This is a genomic window from Psychrobacter halotolerans (assembly GCF_039680845.1).
Classification (GTDB): Bacteria; Pseudomonadota; Gammaproteobacteria; order Pseudomonadales; family Moraxellaceae; genus Psychrobacter.
This window is the reverse complement of record NZ_JBDKWD010000003.1, coordinates 136014-152977: the sequence shown is the minus strand read 5'-3', so window position 1 is coordinate 152977 and position 16964 is coordinate 136014. Positions and strand designations below refer to the sequence as shown.

Sequence of the window (16964 nt, the reverse complement as noted above, 5' to 3'; positions counted from 1 at the left end):
TGCTTTATAGAGTAGAATTTTTTATAGAGTATTGTGACGCTTCGATGAGCGTTTATTTAAGAATGTTTTTTAAGAAAAGCCAGTCGTTAAGTCAACGCGCTTTGTTTGATAGAAGAGATAGCACTAGATATGGGAAAGGTTTCAGTAAAATAAAATCAAAGACAGCTGGCTCAAGGCTTCAGATCAGAACCTTAATACCAGCATTCAGCTGGTAAAATAAGTGCCAGAAAATGTTTAAAGCACAGAGTTAGACTTGAAAATCCTTACCCAAATAAACCGATTTCACCAGTTCGTTGTCTAAGACCTCAGAAGCGGTGCCTTCGGCAATAATGGCACCTTCTGATACGATATAGGCCTTTTCACAAATCGCCAACGTATCACGGACATTATGATCCGTAATCAGTACACCAATACCTCGGTTTTTTAGCGTTAAAATAACGTCTTTAATATCACCAACGGAGATGGGGTCAACCCCAGCAAAAGGCTCATCTAATAAGATAAATTTCGGGTCGGCTGCCAAGGCGCGTGCAATCTCACAACGACGACGCTCGCCCCCTGACACACTCATGCCTAGTGATTTTCTTACATGATCTAAATGGAACTCGCCAATCAATTTTTCAAGCTCTTGCTTCTGCTGGCTAGCATTCAGCTCTTTACGCGTTTGCAAGATAGCTAGAATATTATCTTCAATCGTTAACTTGCGAAAAATAGACGCCTCTTGTGGTAAATAACCAATGCCTGCCCGCGCGCGCTCATGCATCGCATACTTAGACAAGTCCATTTTACCCAAGGTCACGCGCCCCTTATCCATATTAACCAGTCCAACCACCATATAAAAACTGGTGGTTTTACCAGCACCGTTTGGGCCCAAAAGTCCAACAACTTGACCTTGTTCAACAGAAAATGAGACGTCTTTCACCACCCAACGTTTGCCATAGCGTTTGCCCAAATTTTGCATGGTCAATCGGGCGACAGGCGCTGTATTATTGGTTGCCAAAGAAGCTGTGTTTTTATTATCACTCATAACTTACTCATACTGTTGCAAAAGACAAGCACTGATATGGGTGGTCAGACTTGTTTGTATATTGATTGGTAAATTGATACGGCTATTTAGCTTAGCGTATGCCACTTTGGCTATTATTGCTGCTAGGCGGAAATACCAGTTCTACGCGCTGATTGCCGCCAGCAGTGGCTTCCACATCGCCTGCTTTTAAGCTATAGCGAATGACGTTACCAGCAAAGCTTGCGCCGTTTTGAACCAGCTTGGCATTGCCTGTCAGCGTAATAATGCCTGTGACCGCATTGTAGTCAATTTTGTTGGCTTGCCCTTTTGCTAGGCCTTTTTCTTGTGTGACAATCTGTTGCATGGTTGCTGGGCGTCCGGTTGCTACAGCAGAATTGATACTACGCTGCTGCGATAGGTTGACCGTGATATTATCCGCGGTCATCTTAAACGTACCTTGAGTAATGATGACACTACCTGAGTAACTGGTGACGCCTGTTCGCTCGCTATAAGTTGCTTTATCTGCTAACAACTTAATCTCTTGATTGGAATCTGATGGTAAGGCATGGCTATAAAGCGGTAATGCTAACAACATAACCGCTGGTAGCGCTTGCCATTGACGCAAACGCTGCGATATGACAGTTGCGCGTATTGATAATGAGCAAAAAGCAGGCAAAAATTTAGATTTCATAAAAATCACTCGTTTTATAGGGAATAGTAGGATTTGCAAACTTCATGCTGGCGACTGGTTTTTTCATGTGTTTTTAGTATGTAGCCAATAGAAAGGGTTGGGCTTAAAACAGGGCTTTATCTTGACGCTCAGAGGGCGTAAAAGCGACAGCAACTTGACCAAATTCGTACTCACCTGTTTCAAGATTCGCCGTCATACTTGAAGCTTCAAACCGATTCATCCCTTGTTCAATTTTTACTGGTTCTTCACTGTAAACTTGTCCTGACTTGGTGTTGCCTTTGAGGGTGTTACCAGTCACCTTGATGGGTTCAATATCAGCATTGCCTTTATTGCCTTCACTAATCAATGTAAATCCACCTGATAAGTTAAGTTCACCTGTCTGCTGACTGATAGCAGCACTGCCTGCCTCGATACGATAGCGCTGCTCTGCTGATGGCTCCCAATTCATAGTAATACCTGACATCTCGTCAAGATTGGTCTTTGGGTTATGCGTCAACGATTCAGCCGTCAGTTCATACTCCGTTTTACCTGCCTCGTTAGTTTGCACAGCCTTTATGTCTGATGCTTCATAATCAACATCAGAGGTTTCCATGCTGACAGGCGGTGTTACTTCCCCTTGCTGCCGAAAAAACAAGCCTGCAAGACCAGCAATAATCAATGCAAGAACGATTAAAACACGAGTATTCACGACAAATTATCCTGAGTATTTGTTTCATCAAGGGTGTAATGCGCGATAAAGTCTTGATAGTGTCCATGACCTTTCAAAATCAGATCACATATTTCACGTACAGCGCCAGTGCCACCTGCACGGGTGGTTACCATATCACTGCGATTGATAACTTCTGAATGAGCGTTCGGTACGGTTGCAGCAAATCCTACTGTTTGCAGCGCTTTAATATCTGGCAAATCATCGCCCATATAAGCACAATCGGCTGCGGTAATATTAAGCGCGGGATCGAGAGTCGATAACAGCTCTTTTAAAGCAACCAATTTGTCATCGCGTCCCTGTACCACATAATCGATACCTATTTCTGCGGCGCGCTTATCAACCATTGGGCTACTACGACCTGTAATAATGGCTGTCAAAATACCATAACGCGCCAAAGACTTGATACCAATGCCGTCTTGAACTGAAAATGCTTTGGTCTCGATACCATTGGCGTCATAAATAATTTGACCATTCGATAAAATGCCATCAACATCCAATACCAACAGCTTGACTCGTCCTGCTTTTTTGATTAAATCTTGCATCGTTGTCTCTTATTAGTTATCTCTTATTAAAGGTCGTTTTTAGAGATTATTTATTTCACACCAGCTTGCAGTAAGTCATGTACCGTAATAATGGCTTCTAAACGATTGTCTTCATCTATGATCAATAACTGACTGATACCGCTTTCATTCATGACACTAAGCGCATCTGAGGCGCGCATGGTTTTATTGACATGGCGCGGATTACTGACCATTACTTCACTCATGGGCGTTTTTAAATCGATGCCTTTTTCAAGACCACGGCGTAAGTCACCATCGGTAAACACGCCAACGACCTGCTCATTATCGTCGATCACGACGGTCATACCCAAACGTCCTGCTGACATGGTAAAGAGCGCTTCTTGCAGCGGGGCATCTTTATGGATCAACGGCAAATACTCAGAAGTGGTATGCATCAAATCTTCAACTCGCGTTAACAATTGACGACCCAATGCACCTGCTGGGTGCGATAAAGCAAAATCCTCTGAAGTAAAATTGCGCGCATGCACCAAGGCCACCGCCAGTGCATCTCCGAGCGCTAACGTAGCAGTGGTACTTGAGGTAGGTGCAAGGTTAAGTGGACAAGCTTCTTGAGATTTACCAAGCGTCAATACAATATCAGCGGCATGGGGCAACATACCACGCTTATCGCGGCTAATACTAATCAGCGGAATACCCAAACGCTTTACCACTGGTAACAGCATTTTTATCTCATCTGATTCACCAGAATTAGAGATGGCAAGTAACACATCGCCCTTAACCAACATACCCAAGTCGCCATGACCTGCTTCACCAGGATGCATAAAAAAGGCAGGCGTACCCGTCGAGGCAAAAGTCGCTGCAATTTTGCGACCAATCAACCCAGATTTACCCATACCCGTGACGACTACTCGGCCTTTACACGCCAAAATAATATCACACGCCTGTGCAAACCTATCATCTATCTGTTCGGTCAATAACGACAACGCCGATATCTCAGTATTAATCGCATCAATCGCTGTACTAATAAATTGCTCGTAAGTTAAATCAACTTGGGTATTACTCATGAATCCACTCTATTTTATGATGAATCAGTATCGTATTTTACTATACTATGTCACATATTAATAATGTCACATATTAACAATAAACGAAAAACCAAATCCGCTTTTCTTAAGTTATTGATAGTAAATAACTGGTATATCTATATTTATTTAGACAAAAAAAACCCACTATAGAAGCAGGTCTTGATCGAATAAGTCACGTCTCAACGATGCACCTTCACTATCATGCATACCAGTGTTTAGTCGTTGCTGTCGTTAGATCCATCATTTGATTTGTCTTCAAATCGTGAGCTGTCTGGTGTTTCAAAACCACGATCCTGACCAAAACCGCCACGCTCAAAACCACGCTCTTGACCTTGACCAAAGCTGCCACGTTCAAAACCACGCTCTTGACCTTGGCTAAAACCGCCACGATTAAAGCCACTACGATTGGCCGCAAAACCGCGCTCTTCAAAGCCGCCAGCATTGGCAGGGTTGCTCCCACGCTCAAAACCGCCGCCTTGGTAAGCCGTTGGCGCCATGCCTTGCGATTGGCTACCCGTTCCTGTCGTTGCACTGCGTGGATTGCGCGCTGGTACAACGGTTGAAATGGCATGTTTGTATACCATTTGGCTGACAGTATTTTTAAGCAGTACCACATACTGATCAAATGATTCAATCTGACCTTGCAGCTTGATACCATTGACCAAAAAAATAGAAACAGGAATGCGATCTTTACGCAGCGAGTTCAAAAACGGATCTTGTAAAGTTTGTCCTTTTGACATGAAATCTCTCCTAAATATTATATAGTTATATTTTAAGTGCCAATTATTCTAAGTGTGAATGTGATTATAATGGCTATAGGTAGATACAGTACTAAGTCTTGTTTTTAAAACGTATCTAAATAAACACTGATTACACTTGATTGATTTCAAACTACTGCCATCAACTATTAAAGTCATTAATTAACGACTTGTTTCGTCAGTAATTCTTCTCAAAAAATATTAATCAGTAATAATAAACAATTGATTTTGCTAAAATTGCGCATGTTACTATGATAGTCTAAAGTATACCAGTTATATAAAGCCTACTTTGAAACTAATTGTCACTACTTTATTATGTATTGATAACAATTCTTACTATAAGACATTACTCATAAAACATACTGGTTTCATAATTGCTGTTCAGGTAAGCATTGTTATAAAAGATAGTGTCTTGCCTGCGCCATCGTCGTAAAAGTTTTTATGCGTATATCATTATGATAAGAGTCATTATTTTTAATTGTGCTAGACATTAAAGGCGACTCTGTCGATACCGTAGGCAACTGAGTTATTTTTCGCAACCAAGTGTACTGACGCTTCGCAAGCTGTCTTGTAGCATATAATGCCTTATTTTGCATTTGCTGACAAGCAAAGGCCTCGCTGGCCTCATTTTGTATGTCTAGTTCAGATGGGTCTTGAAGTGTGCCCTGTAGTTTATCTTTCTTATGAATGGTATCTTCATTGTCTGCAAAAGCTTCGTAAAATGAGTCTTTATCCAAATGCGGTTGTTCAAATACTGGGTGCTTGGTTTTTACCAAATACTCTAATACTTGTCGATAACCAACGCAGCGCATAGACGGCAAGTTAGGTGTTAGCGGATACGTCTCAAGCAAACCAATAACTTCATTTAATAAACCGTCAGTCCACATAATGTCTAAGCGCTGCTCAATACGCTTATGTAACCATGGACGATCAGGCATGACTGATAACGCATGCCACACTTGATGTGGATTATGAGCCAATGCTTGTTTGGGCTGACGTTGCCACTCACTGATTGGAATGTTGGTTTGTAAGTAGACCTCTACAGCACGGGTGATGCGCTGGCTATCTGTCGCGTTCAGGCGTTGATGGCTGATTGAATCCACTTTGCTAAGGTAATCATGCAGCGCACCGATACCCTCGTCCTGTCGCCACCGCTCTACGCGTGCGCGAACGCTATCATCACTATCTGGTACAGGGGACAATCCGTCGAGTAATGCCATGTAATACATCATGGTGCCGCCCACAAGCAGTGGTATTTTTCCTTTTTGATGACACTCATCAATCAGACGGGCAACATCGCTTACGAATTCCGCGACACTATAACTTTGCATCGGATCAACAATATCCACTAAATGATGGGGATAGCGTGCAAGCTCAGCCGTCGTTGGCTTTGCCGTCCCGACATTCATATCTTGATATATCAGCGCTGAATCTACCGAGATCAGCTCATAACGGCCTGTATCGTACAAGTCATAAGCCAAAGCGGTTTTGCCACTGGCGGTTGGTGCCATCAAACACACCACACTGTTTTCTGTGAGATTATGAGATAAACCATCAGACGACTGTCTCATAGAATTGCCTTTAATAATGATAAGTATGATAAACAACGAGAATATAGCTAGGGCTTAGTGCAATGGCGGCTCAAGCGCAGATGAAAGTAACCATGTTAACAGCTGCTTACGGTCTATGACCTTAATCGCATTTTTGCGTAGCAGTGCGTCAACGTCTGTCGTAAATACAATCAAATCCTGCGTTGTCATTTGTGCGCTTAAAATAGCCAGTTGTCGATTGACGTCACTGGTATAAACTGACGTTTTGTCTTTTTGAGAAACTGCATTCGCAAATACACTGGACTCAAATAACGAGTCGATCTTTGACTGCCAGTCGTCTACAGCAATCAGTAAGTATTGGCGTTGGTGTTGAAAAAGCAACCAAGGTAGGGATTTATCATGACTACATGAACTAAGAGCAGATGCGGGCGCAATGTCGCTCAAACTGGTAATGACTTCTAGACAGTACGGCAAACCTTTTGCTTCAAGCAGCGCGTCGCTCAAAACTGCTGCGGTCTCAGTTGAGGTGGGATCTTTCCCGTTAGTTTTTTGGTTTAAAGGATTGTCGATATAGGGTTTGGCACTTATAGAGGAGGGTTTATTTACTGCTCCCTGCCCCTGATACGACTGTCTAGGCGATTGCACTTGCCCACTTTGGACAAAATGATTGACCACATCCATCTTAGATCGTGGTTTATTAAGTGACTGGCTTATAGCAGCATCACTATTTGAAAGAATACCAGCTAAAGCAATGCTATCTAAAGAGCCTATATCTAAAGAATCAGTATTCAAAGAGCCTTTATCTGGCGCTTTTTTCACATGTTTGGTAGCGTTTTTCGTATTGAACGCTTCCAGTTTCGGGCGTAGCGCATGGCTTAAGTGTGCCATAATATTATTAAGCGGACTGATTTTGATACGCTGCTTGGATGGGTGTACATTGATATTAAGCCACTCAGTTGGCAAGTTAAAATAGAGTGCATAACCAACGCCTACAAGCTGTGCATTTTGAGCCAATTGACGTAGCTGATTGCTAATTAACGCCTCTTTTACCAACCGACCATTCACATAAATGAGCTTTGGCACGGCTTCTCTTTGCTCATCTATAGGCCACAACCAACCACTGATATTTGCCTGACTACCGGCGTCTTTGCCGTCATTGTATATCGTTGACTGCTGTATAAGGTTTGATAGATCTACAGCCACCTCAATCGCATTATCCGTCAAAGAGCTGGCCATTGCTTGCTCAAGCCGTGATAAAGGCAAATGATTGTGCCCATTGCTATCGGTAGCACTGGCAGATAGTGACAGCCTTTTTTTCTTGTCATGAAAAAGACTGATAGTGATGTCTGCTCGTGCCAAAGCTACTTCACGAATGATGGTTTCGATATGACCGAACTCAGTGGCAATCGATTTTAAATTGCCCCGGCGAGCAGGCACGTTGAAGTATAGATCCTTTACCGTAATCGTCGTACCACGGCTACGCACCACTGGTAGCAGTTTTGATTCATCAGCCAATACCCCCGCGACCTGTAATTGACGACCGACGCCACTATGATCGTGACTGCTAACCAATGTTAAACGAGAAACTGCAGCCGTGGCGGCTAATGCTTCTCCCCGAAAGCCTAGCGTCATGATACCGTGCAGATTGGCCACGTCAGCCACTTTACTGGTCGCATGACGGGTAATGGCCATTACCATATCCTCAGGATGAATACCAACCCCGTTGTCCACCACCTCGATCAATCCCATACCACCTTGGGTAATATGTACCTCAATATCCGTGGCATGGGCATCAATGGCATTCTCAAGCAGCTCTTTGACCACAGCTGCAGGACGCGTGACTACCTCTCCCGCTGCTAATTGATTGATGAGCAGCGGCGACAGTTTCTTAATACGAGTATCGGCGTGGTTATTGGACATTGATAGACGTCATGTATTTTTTGAGTAATGAATTATGTGCAGGGAAAGTTAGATAGTGAGAGCTGATAGATCGAACCCTTGTGCTTGACCTGCCTTCGACAATCGTAGCTCAACCAGACGATCTTCTTTACCTTCATGGTCATTACTTTGCGTCATATCAATAAACAAAGTTGGCGGCGGTAGGTAACTGTCAGCTCGACTGGCCCATTCAATAATTACCAGCGCCTCTGGCTCATCTAGATATTCATCGAATCCGATAAATGACAGCTCCTCCGGATCTTGTAAGCGATATAAATCCGCATGATAGACAGGTTTGATTATCCCATTCTCTTGCTCAATACGATAAGGCTCAACCAAGGTATAAGTCGGACTCTTGACTGCTCCCTTATGCCCTAATGCCTGTAACCAATAGCGGGTCAATGTGGTTTTGCCTGCCCCCAAATCTCCTGCCAGCCAAACACTGCCTGTCAATGACAAAGACGCCAACTGCTTGGCCAATGCTTGTGTGTCGGCTTCAGAGTGTAGCGTCAAGGTTTGCACATACTGATCGTTTGTGTTCGTTTCAGTTTGATCACTATGCATCGGTCTGAACCTGCATCGTGACAGATGGATTGACAAAACTCTCACCGCGAATCAATTTGGCATACAGATCAGCGTCATGCCATTCAGCGCGAACTTGGTCACTAAATTCAAACTCTTCTAGAACCAGCTTGCCCATTTGATCATTGGCGACATCGTCAGCAAAGCACTGCGCATAACCCGTGGCGGTTTCGTGGGCAATGACCGAATAAACGCTGACATCCGTCTCGCCATTTTGCATTTGGGTTTGTTGCAGGATCTCTTGCGCCCAAAAGAAAATCACTCGGGAGAACTGCTCAGCCGAGGGTGAGACTGGCAAACTGATCCAACGCGCACTGAACTTTTTGCAAGCGGCGATATATTCAGGATCGTCTTTACTCCAAAAACAAATAGCATGATCGAAACTGTCAATAATGTCTTTAATCGAGGACTTTAATAAGCCAAAATCATAAACCATTTGCCCATGGTCTAAGCGTTTTGCTTCAAGAATCAATTCAATCTGATAGCTGTGGCCGTGGATGGAATGTTTGCAGCGCTCAGAGCTACAGTTACGAACAATGTGAGCGTTTTCAAATTTAAAAAGTTTACGGATACGCATAATAATCAACCAAAACAGTAAGTATCGTCGTGCTAAATAAAAAGTTGCCGCTTCTATTTATCGGCTTGTGGCTCATTATAGCAAATCGCTATGTATCCGTAAGTAAGCACTTATGAATACTCCTATTAATTGAACGAATCGACAATATAATAAGATCGGTATGACCCATCTCAACATGGCGTGTGTAAGAACAATCGGATTGAAGCTCAGTGGCCTAAAGCGGAATCAATAAAGTGGCATCGTAGGTGAATTGTGCGCACGCTATCTATTACTCACTCTTAAGCTTATACTCAATGAAGTACGCAGTGTCTACGTCACGGGTAGCGTGTGTCTTCAAATCTAATGGATTTTACTTATAAGGCAACCTACCCGACTCCAAGAGGAAAAAGCGATGAGTAAAGGTCAAGACAGTAAGAAGAATGTTAAAAAGAAACCGCTATTAACGGCAAAAGAGAAAAAAGCGGCCAAACAAGCGAAGAAAGATGACAATGGTAGTATCTTAGGCAAACACTAATATCGTATGTCTCAAAAAGCCAATTGAACCCCATGGTTTGATTGGCTTTTTTAAGTTAAATAACTTTTACGCCAAGCGTTTTTTGCATTAAGCACTGCGCGGCGCAAACATAATAATTGCCATGCCACATAGCGCAACCGCAGAACCCAATATATCCCATGTGGTAGGTCTGATACCATCAACCGTCCATAGCCATAAAATTGCCATAACGACATACACCCCGCCATAAGCGGCATAAACACGTCCGACCGCAGTAGGATGCAAAGTCAGCAACCAAACAAAGGCGGCTAAACTGCACACTGCCGGAACCAGCAACCAAATGGACTTACCTTCTCGTAGCCATAGGTAAGGTAAATAACATCCCACAATCTCTGCAAGGGCAGTCAGGGCAAAGAGTCCTACTGTCTTTAATTCTGTCAAAACCTGTTATCCTTCAACCGTGATAAAACCTGTCATATATTGTACGGCATTACCAGAAATCAGCACTCTGTTCCCTACAACAACACAATCCAGCACGCCGCCTCGGCTTGATGCTTGATAAGCACACAATTCATTTTTACCCAAACGCTGTGCCCAAAAAGGCGCAAGTCCCGTATGCACAGAGCCAGTTACTGGATCTTCGTCACCGCCGTTCGCTGGCCAGAAGTATCGGGATATAAAATCATATTGATTATAATCTTTCGACTCAGGCTGGCAAGTGACAACCACGTCCCGAGGCGCTAGCTCCTTCAATTTCTCATTATCACGATCGACAGTTAGCACATCAGATTCTGAGTTATAAACGACGAAATAAGCCTGTTCATTGCAATACACCGCCGTAGGTGCGATAGAGAGACCCGCTGATAATGCCTCAGGGATATTATCAATTCTTTCAGGCATTCTATTGGGAAAATCCATTTGAATCTTGCCTGTATCAGTTTGCGTTATCGTTAAAACGCCAACGGCTTTGGCTGAAAACTGAATAGTCTCTACTGTAGGATTCTTTTTAAATAAAACAAAAGCGGAGGCCAAGGTCGCATGCCCACAAAATGCAATCTCAGTAAAAGGTGAAAACCAGCGTATGTGATAAAGCCCTTCATCATCAGCCACGATAAATGCTGTCTCAGACAAATTGTTCTCAAAGGCAATCGATTGCATTAAATCCTCAGTCAACCAATCATCCGTTATAATGACCGCAGCCGCGTTACCTTTAAACACCGTATCGGTAAAGGCATCGATGACGTTTATTTCTAGTTGCATAGCCAGTTCTCGTTCTAATAATTTATATGGTGATATCGTTCACTATCGGCAGTACTTTAGCATCTTTAATAAACGTTTGCTGGTCTGTGTATTTTTTGAGAATACAGCTTAATCTAAACCGATAGTAGTATTGTTATTTATCAAAATAACGCCATTTACATAAAATAAAGTTATACATAACAACCTATCAAGAAAGTTTGTCTTAAGGTTGCACTTAAATTTCTCATTAGGAAATTAGCGTAATGATGCGTATTGGATTATTTTTATTAACCAACTTAGCAGTGATTGTGGTATTTAGTATCGTCTTTGGTATTTTGTCCAGAGTCTTTGGGATTGGCGGCGTCCACAGCGCAGGCGGGCTCAACTACACTAGCCTTGCCATCATGTGCGGGCTATACGGCATGATTGGCTCAATGGTATCGTTATTTATTTCAAAGTGGATGGCCAAACGATCAACGGGAACAGTTGTCATCGATACCCCAAAAAATGCTAGTGAACAATGGCTGATGGACACCGTTGCCAAACAAGCGCGAGCCGTAAACATTGACATGCCGGAAGTAGGCATTTTTAATAACTCACAGCCAAATGCCTTTGCCACTGGCTGGAATAAAAACAAAGCGCTGGTTGCCGTGTCTTCTGGCTTACTACAAAACATGACAGCCGATGAAGTGGAAGCTGTATTGGCGCATGAGATTGGTCACGTAGCAAACGGCGACATGGTCACGTTGGCGCTTATTCAAGGGGTCGTGAACGCCTTTGTCATGTTCTTTGCCCGTATTATTGGTAACTTCGTTGATCGTACCGTCTTTAAAAATGAAAGCGACGCGCCGGGAATCGGTTACTTTGTGACCAGTATCGCGATGGATATTCTGCTCGGTTTCTTGGCGTCGGCCATCGTGATGTGGTTCTCACGCTTGCGCGAATTTCGTGCCGATGAAATGGGCGCTAAGCTTGCCAGCCGCGAAAAAATGATCAGTGCATTGAATGCTTTGCGTCCTGCTGAGCAACGTCCCGATCAAATGCCTGAGAACATGAAAGCTTTTACTATCTCAACCGGACAATCTACTGGCTTTAGTATCGCCAACTTTTTCCGCTCACATCCCACGCTTGATGATCGAATTGAAGCATTGCGTAAGTACAATCCCAATCAAGCATAGTAGAAAGCGTGGCCTAAACCACAATAGGTTAAATACTTTTTAGAGTATGGTATTTCGTCTCAATCCAGAAAAGCCTGTCTATCATAGATGGGCTTTTTTATTGAATCAGATATTGAATCAAATTTGCTAACTATAGTGAAATCTAACCACATCTAAATATCAAACGTCTCATCCATCATACGCTCAATTTGTTTGTAAATAAGCACGCCATAGTGCTCATGACGAATGGCTGCTAATAACTGTGTTTCTTTTTCCAGATCAGACGCCTTTGCTTGTGCGACTGCATATTTCTCATAAATGATCGGGCACAGCTCGAAATGCACACCCGATAGCAGATACTGCCCTTTGCCAACATGACCGCTAACCACGGCATTTTTGCCATTGTAGTAGGTGGCTAATGTATTAAAGACAGCATCTTTATCAGCCAAAAAATATGCACCGCCATGATAGTAGACATCGTCCTGTTGTCCGTCTGCGTAGTTTAATGTTGTGATAGCCTTAGAACCAACTTTCTCATCATACAACTGCTCATTGGTTAATGATTGTATGCTACCAATTGCTGTTCCTGGGAAAAAAGCCAACTCGCGATCGCCGTGAATCTCGTAGCCTTCACCTGAGAATTCAATGTCGCGAGCACCATAATAACCACCTGCACAAATCCCAATATAGATATTACCGCGACTGACAAACCTGCGAATAATGTCATTACCAAGCCCGTTTAATTTTTGACAGTAAGGCAAATCGGCGCCGCCCGGAATAATTAAGACACCTCTATTTTTTGTATTGCCATCAAGTATATTATCATCAAATATATTGCTAAGAATGTCTTTGCTAGAGATGCTACATACCTCTATAGTATAGGCCCCCGACAGTTTCGTTTGGGCAGTGGCCAATGCAGACTTTACGCTCAACTCGCTTGTGCCTTCATCGTCATACACCCAAACGGTGATTGTATTTGTCATAGAATTGATATTCCTATTAGCATGAAAATAAAAGTTGAAACCGGGTGAGCAATAGTATACTTTAAATCCTAGTATACAGTCGTACACTATAAATCAATAAGTAAGGAACACTTATGGCAACCGTATTAACGTCAACAAAACAGTGGTTTATCACTCACGAACAGGCCGCTTTTTTTATTAAAGTCATCTTCGGCTCTTTGATGATTGCTTTATTTGCACAGATTTCAGTACCCATGTTTCCAGTTCCTATCACAGGGCAAACCCTTGCGGTTACAGTGGTTGGTCTGTCGTTAGGTAGAAAGGCCGGTATCTCAGCCGTACTTTTGTATTTATTCCAAGGCGCGATTGGTCTTCCTGTTTTTGCCACAGGCTCTGCAGGGCTGGCCGCATTCTTTGGCCCTAGTGGTGGTTATTTGTATGGGTTCATTGCCACCGTAGCTATCTTGGGTTACTTCAGTGACAAAGGCATATTGAAAAGTTATTTTATGAGCACAGTAGTTGCGTTGATTGCGACGGCGGCTACTTTTGTCTTTGGTCTGATCCATTTATCATTTTTTGTACCTGAAGGCACGGTTTTACAATTTGGTTTGTATCCATTCATTATTGGTGGCATCATCAAAGCCGTATTAGCAGCAGCGTTGGTCGTACCCACGCATAACTTTTTCTCCAAGCTATAATCTAAAGCAAGACAATAAGGCTATTATATTACTAGATAGTAAGACTCAAAAAAAGGACTGAACCCTGTGTGATACAGAGTTCAGTCCTTTATCGATCAGCAATCAAAATATTAAGACTGAATGCACTAATAAGTCGCTCTTATTTAATCTCTATTGCCTGTTAGATAGCAAACGATAATGCTCTGTCGCCTTCACTATCCTTGATTCGAGTCGGTAAACCAATCGTATTCAACAGATTGATAAATGGCTTGGCATCGAGCTCTTCGACATTGACCATTTTGCCTGCATCCCACTCGCCCGTTGCAACCAGCATGGCAGCTGCGACAGGTGGCACGCCTGCGGTATAAGAGATACCTTGACTACCCACTTCATTATAAGCGTCTTTGTGATCTGAAACATTATAGATAAATACTTCGGTCTCGACGCCGTTGATCTTGCCCTTAACCTTGTCACCAATACACGTTTGACCCGTATAGTTCGGTGCAAGCGAGCTTGGGTCTGGTAGTACTGCTTTTACCACCTTTAATGGCACCACTTCTTGACCTTCGGCGGTCATCACAGGCTGCTCAGACAACAGACCTAGATTTTGCAGAACCGTAAAGACGTTAATATAGTGCTCACCAAAACCCATCCAAAAGCGGATGTTCGGCACATCCAAGTTAGCAGACAATGAATGCACTTCATCATGACCGCTCAAATAGCTGTTTTGTACACCAACAACTGGCAAATCATCAGTACGCTTTACTTCAAACATCTTATTAGACTGCCACTTGCTGTCTTGCCATGAGTAAACCGTACCCGTAAATTCACGGAAGTTGATCTCAGGATCGAAGTTGGTGGCAAAATACTTGCCATGGCTGCCTGCGTTGATATCGATAATATCAATATCAGTGACCGATCCTTTGTCCATCATGTCATAGCCGAGACGCGCATAGGCATTGACCATTCCGGGATCAAATCCCGCGCCCAAGATGGCGGTAACATTATTGGCGGCACAGCGGTCGCGACGTTGCCATTCATAGTTGTTATACCATGGCGGTGTCTCGCAAATCTTGCGTGGGTCTTCATGAATAGCGGTATCGATATAGGCGACACCCGTCTCAATGCAGGCTTCCAGTACTGTCATATTAATAAAGGCCGAGCCGACATTAATGATGATCTGTACACCTGTTTCTTGAATCAGTGTGATTAAGGCTTGGGTATCCATGGCATCGACTTGATGCGTATGCAATACCGCAGGCGCTTTAAAACTGTCTTTTTCTACCACGCTTTGGGCGATAGCATTACATTTATCTAAAGTACGCGAGGCGATATGAATCTCGCCCAGCACATCATTATGCATCGCACATTTATGCGCAACCACTTGGGCCACGCCGCCTGCTCCGATGATGAGTACATTTTTTTTGTTAGGTTTGTCTTGTTGGTTTGTGTTCAATGAACAATCCTCCTTTGTGTCCCTGTCGATACCATCAATGGTGGCTATGCAAAACAGAAACGAGTGAATGATATGCGTGAATTAAAAAGGAAGACCGAGGAAAACCCACGCACCCGTCGGGCAAAATATGGCTTATTTTGCCCGTGGCGATTATAGCAATTTTTAACTGCCTTTCGGCAATAATTAATTGATAAGATAACCAATAGTTTTTTATCTCAAAGATTCTAGGACTAAAACTAAGACAAACTGGCTTTATAGTCTTGATAGTCAAACTCGCGTTGTACCTCAATACTGCCGTCTAGACGACGAATGACAATCGCTGGCATGTTGACGCCATTAAACCAATTCTTTTTCACCATGGTGTAGCCTGCCGCATTACCAAAGGTCACTCTATCTCCCACTTGCAGATTGTCTGCTAGTTCATACTCGCCAAAGATATCTCCAGCCAGACAGGAGCGACCATAGATAATGGTATTTTCTGCTTGCTCCTCTGCTCGACCCTTTGTTTTGGTAGTCGCTCTCTCTTTCACAGATGAGTCATTGCTAGCAGACATAACAGGCGCGATATCAATAGACTTGTCATTAATCGCAGCAATCGGTGCTGATTCGCGGTAAATGAGCAAATCAAGCATATGTGCTTCGATCGAGGCGTCAACGACAGCAAGGTTTTTTTCATTGTGCATGGTATCAAGCACAGTCGTGACCAACGAGCCAGCATCATGAATGCTCGCCTCACCTGGCTCAAGATACACTTGCACGCCATAAGTGTCACTAAACGCTTTTAGTCTTGCAGCCAATTTTTCTAGGGGATAGTCAGGTGCGATAAAGTGAATACCACCGCCCAGACTCACCCACTCAAGCTGCTGCAACACGTCACCAAATCGCGCCTCGATGTCAGCCAAGCTCGCACTAAAAGCTTCGAAGCTGTCATTTTCGCAGTTGTTATGAATCATGACGCCTGTAATATCGGCAAGCACTGCCGCAATTTTGTCTTTATCGTGCTCACCAAGACGGCTAAAAGGACGCGCTGGATCAGCAATAATAAACGACGAATTACTGGTTTTAGGGTTCAGTCTCAACCCAACTGGAATGCTCTTTGCCGCCGCTTGATCTTTGAAGGCATTGAGCTGTGAGATGGAATTAAAAATAATCTTATCAGCATAGCTCAGCACTTCAGGGATTTCATCAGCGCTATAGGCCACACTATACGCGTGCGTCTCTTTTTTATTCTCGCGATTTTCTTCGCTGTTATTACCAGCATTATTACCAGTATTGTTACCAAAAGTCTCATAACCCAAACGTACTTCATTCAGCGATGACGAGGTGGTACCATGCAAATATGGCTGCATCACATCGAACACACCCCATGTTGCAAAGCATTTTAAAGCAAGCAAAGCTTTGGCACCTGATAGTTCACATAGCCGAGCAATAATCTGCATATTTGCAACGATTGCGGCTTCATCAAGCAAATAATAAGGTGTGGGCGGTAGTGAAGCGTTGGTGGTTTTTACAGGGTTTTTTGGATTCATAATAGGTTACCTAATAGCGCTACGGGCATCATGACAG

The 16964-nt window shown here is 43.4% G+C and carries 18 protein-coding genes; 3 read left to right on the top strand and 15 right to left on the bottom strand.

The genetic code is table 11. The annotated features are described in order from the left end of the window. Window positions 1-247: 247 nt before the first annotated feature. The 10 genes from lptB to AAJP47_RS07180 all read right to left on the bottom strand — a co-directional run bounded on the left by lptB (window position 248) and on the right by AAJP47_RS07180 (window position 9414). Window positions 248-1024: an LPS export ABC transporter ATP-binding protein gene (lptB, locus tag AAJP47_RS07225; RefSeq protein ID WP_346717235.1), complete on the bottom strand. Its 777-nt coding sequence runs from the start codon at window positions 1022-1024 to the stop codon at window positions 248-250. Between the two features lie 91 nt (window positions 1025-1115). Further along, window positions 1116-1598, bottom strand: coding sequence for a lipopolysaccharide transport periplasmic protein LptA (lptA, locus tag AAJP47_RS07220; RefSeq protein ID WP_346717461.1), 483 nt, complete (start codon window positions 1596-1598; stop codon window positions 1116-1118). Window positions 1599-1797: 199 nt separating this feature from the next. Continuing rightward, window positions 1798-2382 (bottom strand): LPS export ABC transporter periplasmic protein LptC, encoded by a 585-nt coding sequence (gene lptC, locus AAJP47_RS07215; protein ID WP_346717234.1) that lies wholly within the window; start codon window positions 2380-2382, stop codon window positions 1798-1800. Then, entirely contained in the window at window positions 2379-2945 is a 567-nt protein-coding gene (locus tag AAJP47_RS07210) for a KdsC family phosphatase (protein WP_346717233.1), read from the bottom strand. The genes lptC and AAJP47_RS07210 overlap by 4 nt, the downstream gene beginning before the upstream one ends. Before the next feature lie 50 nt (window positions 2946-2995). Continuing rightward, window positions 2996-3988, bottom strand: a complete 993-nt coding sequence (locus AAJP47_RS07205; protein WP_346717232.1) for a KpsF/GutQ family sugar-phosphate isomerase — start codon at window positions 3986-3988, stop codon at window positions 2996-2998. A gap of 236 nt (window positions 3989-4224) precedes the next feature. Further along, window positions 4225-4749: an RNA chaperone Hfq gene (gene hfq, locus AAJP47_RS07200; protein ID WP_346717231.1), complete on the bottom strand. Its 525-nt coding sequence runs from the start codon at window positions 4747-4749 to the stop codon at window positions 4225-4227. 413 nt (window positions 4750-5162) lie between these two features. Beyond that, entirely contained in the window at window positions 5163-6338 is a 1176-nt protein-coding gene (gene miaA, locus AAJP47_RS07195) for a tRNA (adenosine(37)-N6)-dimethylallyltransferase MiaA (RefSeq protein ID WP_346717230.1), read from the bottom strand. A 54-nt stretch (window positions 6339-6392) separates the two neighbouring features. After that, complete coding sequence (mutL, locus tag AAJP47_RS07190; RefSeq protein WP_346717229.1) at window positions 6393-8237, bottom strand: DNA mismatch repair endonuclease MutL; 1845 nt, start codon at window positions 8235-8237, stop codon at window positions 6393-6395. A gap of 48 nt (window positions 8238-8285) precedes the next feature. After that, the gene (gene tsaE / locus AAJP47_RS07185) at window positions 8286-8819 is read right to left on the bottom strand and encodes a tRNA (adenosine(37)-N6)-threonylcarbamoyltransferase complex ATPase subunit type 1 TsaE (RefSeq protein ID WP_346717228.1); all 534 of its coding nucleotides are present in this window, start codon (window positions 8817-8819) and stop codon (window positions 8286-8288) included. Next, entirely contained in the window at window positions 8812-9414 is a 603-nt protein-coding gene (locus AAJP47_RS07180) for a 6-pyruvoyl trahydropterin synthase family protein (RefSeq protein WP_346717227.1), read from the bottom strand. Before AAJP47_RS07180 ends, tsaE begins: the two co-directional genes overlap by 8 nt. A gap of 391 nt (window positions 9415-9805) precedes the next feature. On the opposite strand from AAJP47_RS07180, the gene AAJP47_RS07175 reads away from it, so the two are divergent. Then, the gene (locus tag AAJP47_RS07175; RefSeq protein WP_021815223.1) at window positions 9806-9928 is read left to right on the top strand and encodes a hypothetical protein; all 123 of its coding nucleotides are present in this window, start codon (window positions 9806-9808) and stop codon (window positions 9926-9928) included. Window positions 9929-10015: 87 nt separating this feature from the next. On the opposite strand, the gene AAJP47_RS07170 is transcribed toward AAJP47_RS07175, so the two are convergent. Together AAJP47_RS07170 and AAJP47_RS07165 are read right to left on the bottom strand one after the other, a co-directional pair. Beyond that, window positions 10016-10348: a YnfA family protein gene (locus AAJP47_RS07170; RefSeq protein WP_346717226.1), complete on the bottom strand. Its 333-nt coding sequence runs from the start codon at window positions 10346-10348 to the stop codon at window positions 10016-10018. Between the two features lie 6 nt (window positions 10349-10354). Beyond that, the gene (locus AAJP47_RS07165) at window positions 10355-11167 is read right to left on the bottom strand and encodes a PhzF family phenazine biosynthesis protein (RefSeq protein ID WP_346717225.1); all 813 of its coding nucleotides are present in this window, start codon (window positions 11165-11167) and stop codon (window positions 10355-10357) included. Between the two features lie 242 nt (window positions 11168-11409). Between AAJP47_RS07165 and htpX the strand changes: the two genes are divergently transcribed. Then, window positions 11410-12324 carry a protease HtpX gene (gene htpX / locus AAJP47_RS07160; protein ID WP_346717224.1) on the top strand — a complete coding sequence of 305 codons (915 nt, stop codon included), beginning with the start codon at window positions 11410-11412 and terminating at the stop codon, window positions 12322-12324. A 152-nt stretch (window positions 12325-12476) separates the two neighbouring features. On the opposite strand, the gene AAJP47_RS07155 is transcribed toward htpX, so the two are convergent. Further along, the gene (locus AAJP47_RS07155; RefSeq protein WP_346717223.1) at window positions 12477-13286 is read right to left on the bottom strand and encodes a BPL-N domain-containing protein; all 810 of its coding nucleotides are present in this window, start codon (window positions 13284-13286) and stop codon (window positions 12477-12479) included. A gap of 113 nt (window positions 13287-13399) precedes the next feature. On the opposite strand from AAJP47_RS07155, the gene AAJP47_RS07150 reads away from it, so the two are divergent. Beyond that, window positions 13400-13963, top strand: a complete 564-nt coding sequence (locus AAJP47_RS07150) for a biotin transporter BioY (RefSeq protein ID WP_346717222.1) — start codon at window positions 13400-13402, stop codon at window positions 13961-13963. Between the two features lie 160 nt (window positions 13964-14123). Here the strand turns inward: AAJP47_RS07150 and AAJP47_RS07145 are convergent, their stop codons facing one another. Next, a complete protein-coding gene (locus tag AAJP47_RS07145) occupies window positions 14124-15398 on the bottom strand; it encodes a saccharopine dehydrogenase family protein (protein ID WP_346717221.1) in 1275 nt (424 codons plus the stop codon). Between the two features lie 236 nt (window positions 15399-15634). Further along, entirely contained in the window at window positions 15635-16927 is a 1293-nt protein-coding gene (locus AAJP47_RS07140) for a carboxynorspermidine decarboxylase (protein ID WP_346717220.1), read from the bottom strand. Window positions 16928-16964 lie beyond the last annotated feature (37 nt).

Bases quoted from the DNA above. Each gene is read 5' to 3' on its own strand.
- lptB (WP_346717235.1), bottom strand. From the start codon at position 1,024: ATGAGTGATAATAAAAACACAGCTTCTTTGGCAACCAATAATACAGCG.
- lptA (WP_346717461.1), bottom strand. From the start codon at position 1,598: ATGTTGTTAGCATTACCGCTTTATAGCCATGCCTTACCATCAGATTCC.
- AAJP47_RS07210 (WP_346717233.1), bottom strand. From the start codon at position 2,945: ATGCAAGATTTAATCAAAAAAGCAGGACGAGTCAAGCTGTTGGTATTG.
- AAJP47_RS07205 (WP_346717232.1), bottom strand. From the start codon at position 3,988: ATGAGTAATACCCAAGTTGATTTAACTTACGAGCAATTTATTAGTACA.
- hfq (WP_346717231.1), bottom strand. From the start codon at position 4,749: ATGTCAAAAGGACAAACTTTACAAGATCCGTTTTTGAACTCGCTGCGT.
- miaA (WP_346717230.1), bottom strand. From the start codon at position 6,338: ATGAGACAGTCGTCTGATGGTTTATCTCATAATCTCACAGAAAACAGT.
- mutL (WP_346717229.1), bottom strand. From the start codon at position 8,237: ATGTCCAATAACCACGCCGATACTCGTATTAAGAAACTGTCGCCGCTG.
- tsaE (WP_346717228.1), bottom strand. From the start codon at position 8,819: ATGCATAGTGATCAAACTGAAACGAACACAAACGATCAGTATGTGCAA.
- AAJP47_RS07180 (WP_346717227.1), bottom strand. From the start codon at position 9,414: ATGCGTATCCGTAAACTTTTTAAATTTGAAAACGCTCACATTGTTCGT.
- AAJP47_RS07175 (WP_021815223.1), top strand. From the start codon at position 9,806: ATGAGTAAAGGTCAAGACAGTAAGAAGAATGTTAAAAAGAAACCGCTA.
- AAJP47_RS07165 (WP_346717225.1), bottom strand. From the start codon at position 11,167: ATGCAACTAGAAATAAACGTCATCGATGCCTTTACCGATACGGTGTTT.
- htpX (WP_346717224.1), top strand. From the start codon at position 11,410: ATGATGCGTATTGGATTATTTTTATTAACCAACTTAGCAGTGATTGTG.
- AAJP47_RS07155 (WP_346717223.1), bottom strand. From the start codon at position 13,286: ATGACAAATACAATCACCGTTTGGGTGTATGACGATGAAGGCACAAGC.
- AAJP47_RS07150 (WP_346717222.1), top strand. From the start codon at position 13,400: ATGGCAACCGTATTAACGTCAACAAAACAGTGGTTTATCACTCACGAA.
- AAJP47_RS07140 (WP_346717220.1), bottom strand. From the start codon at position 16,927: ATGAATCCAAAAAACCCTGTAAAAACCACCAACGCTTCACTACCGCCC.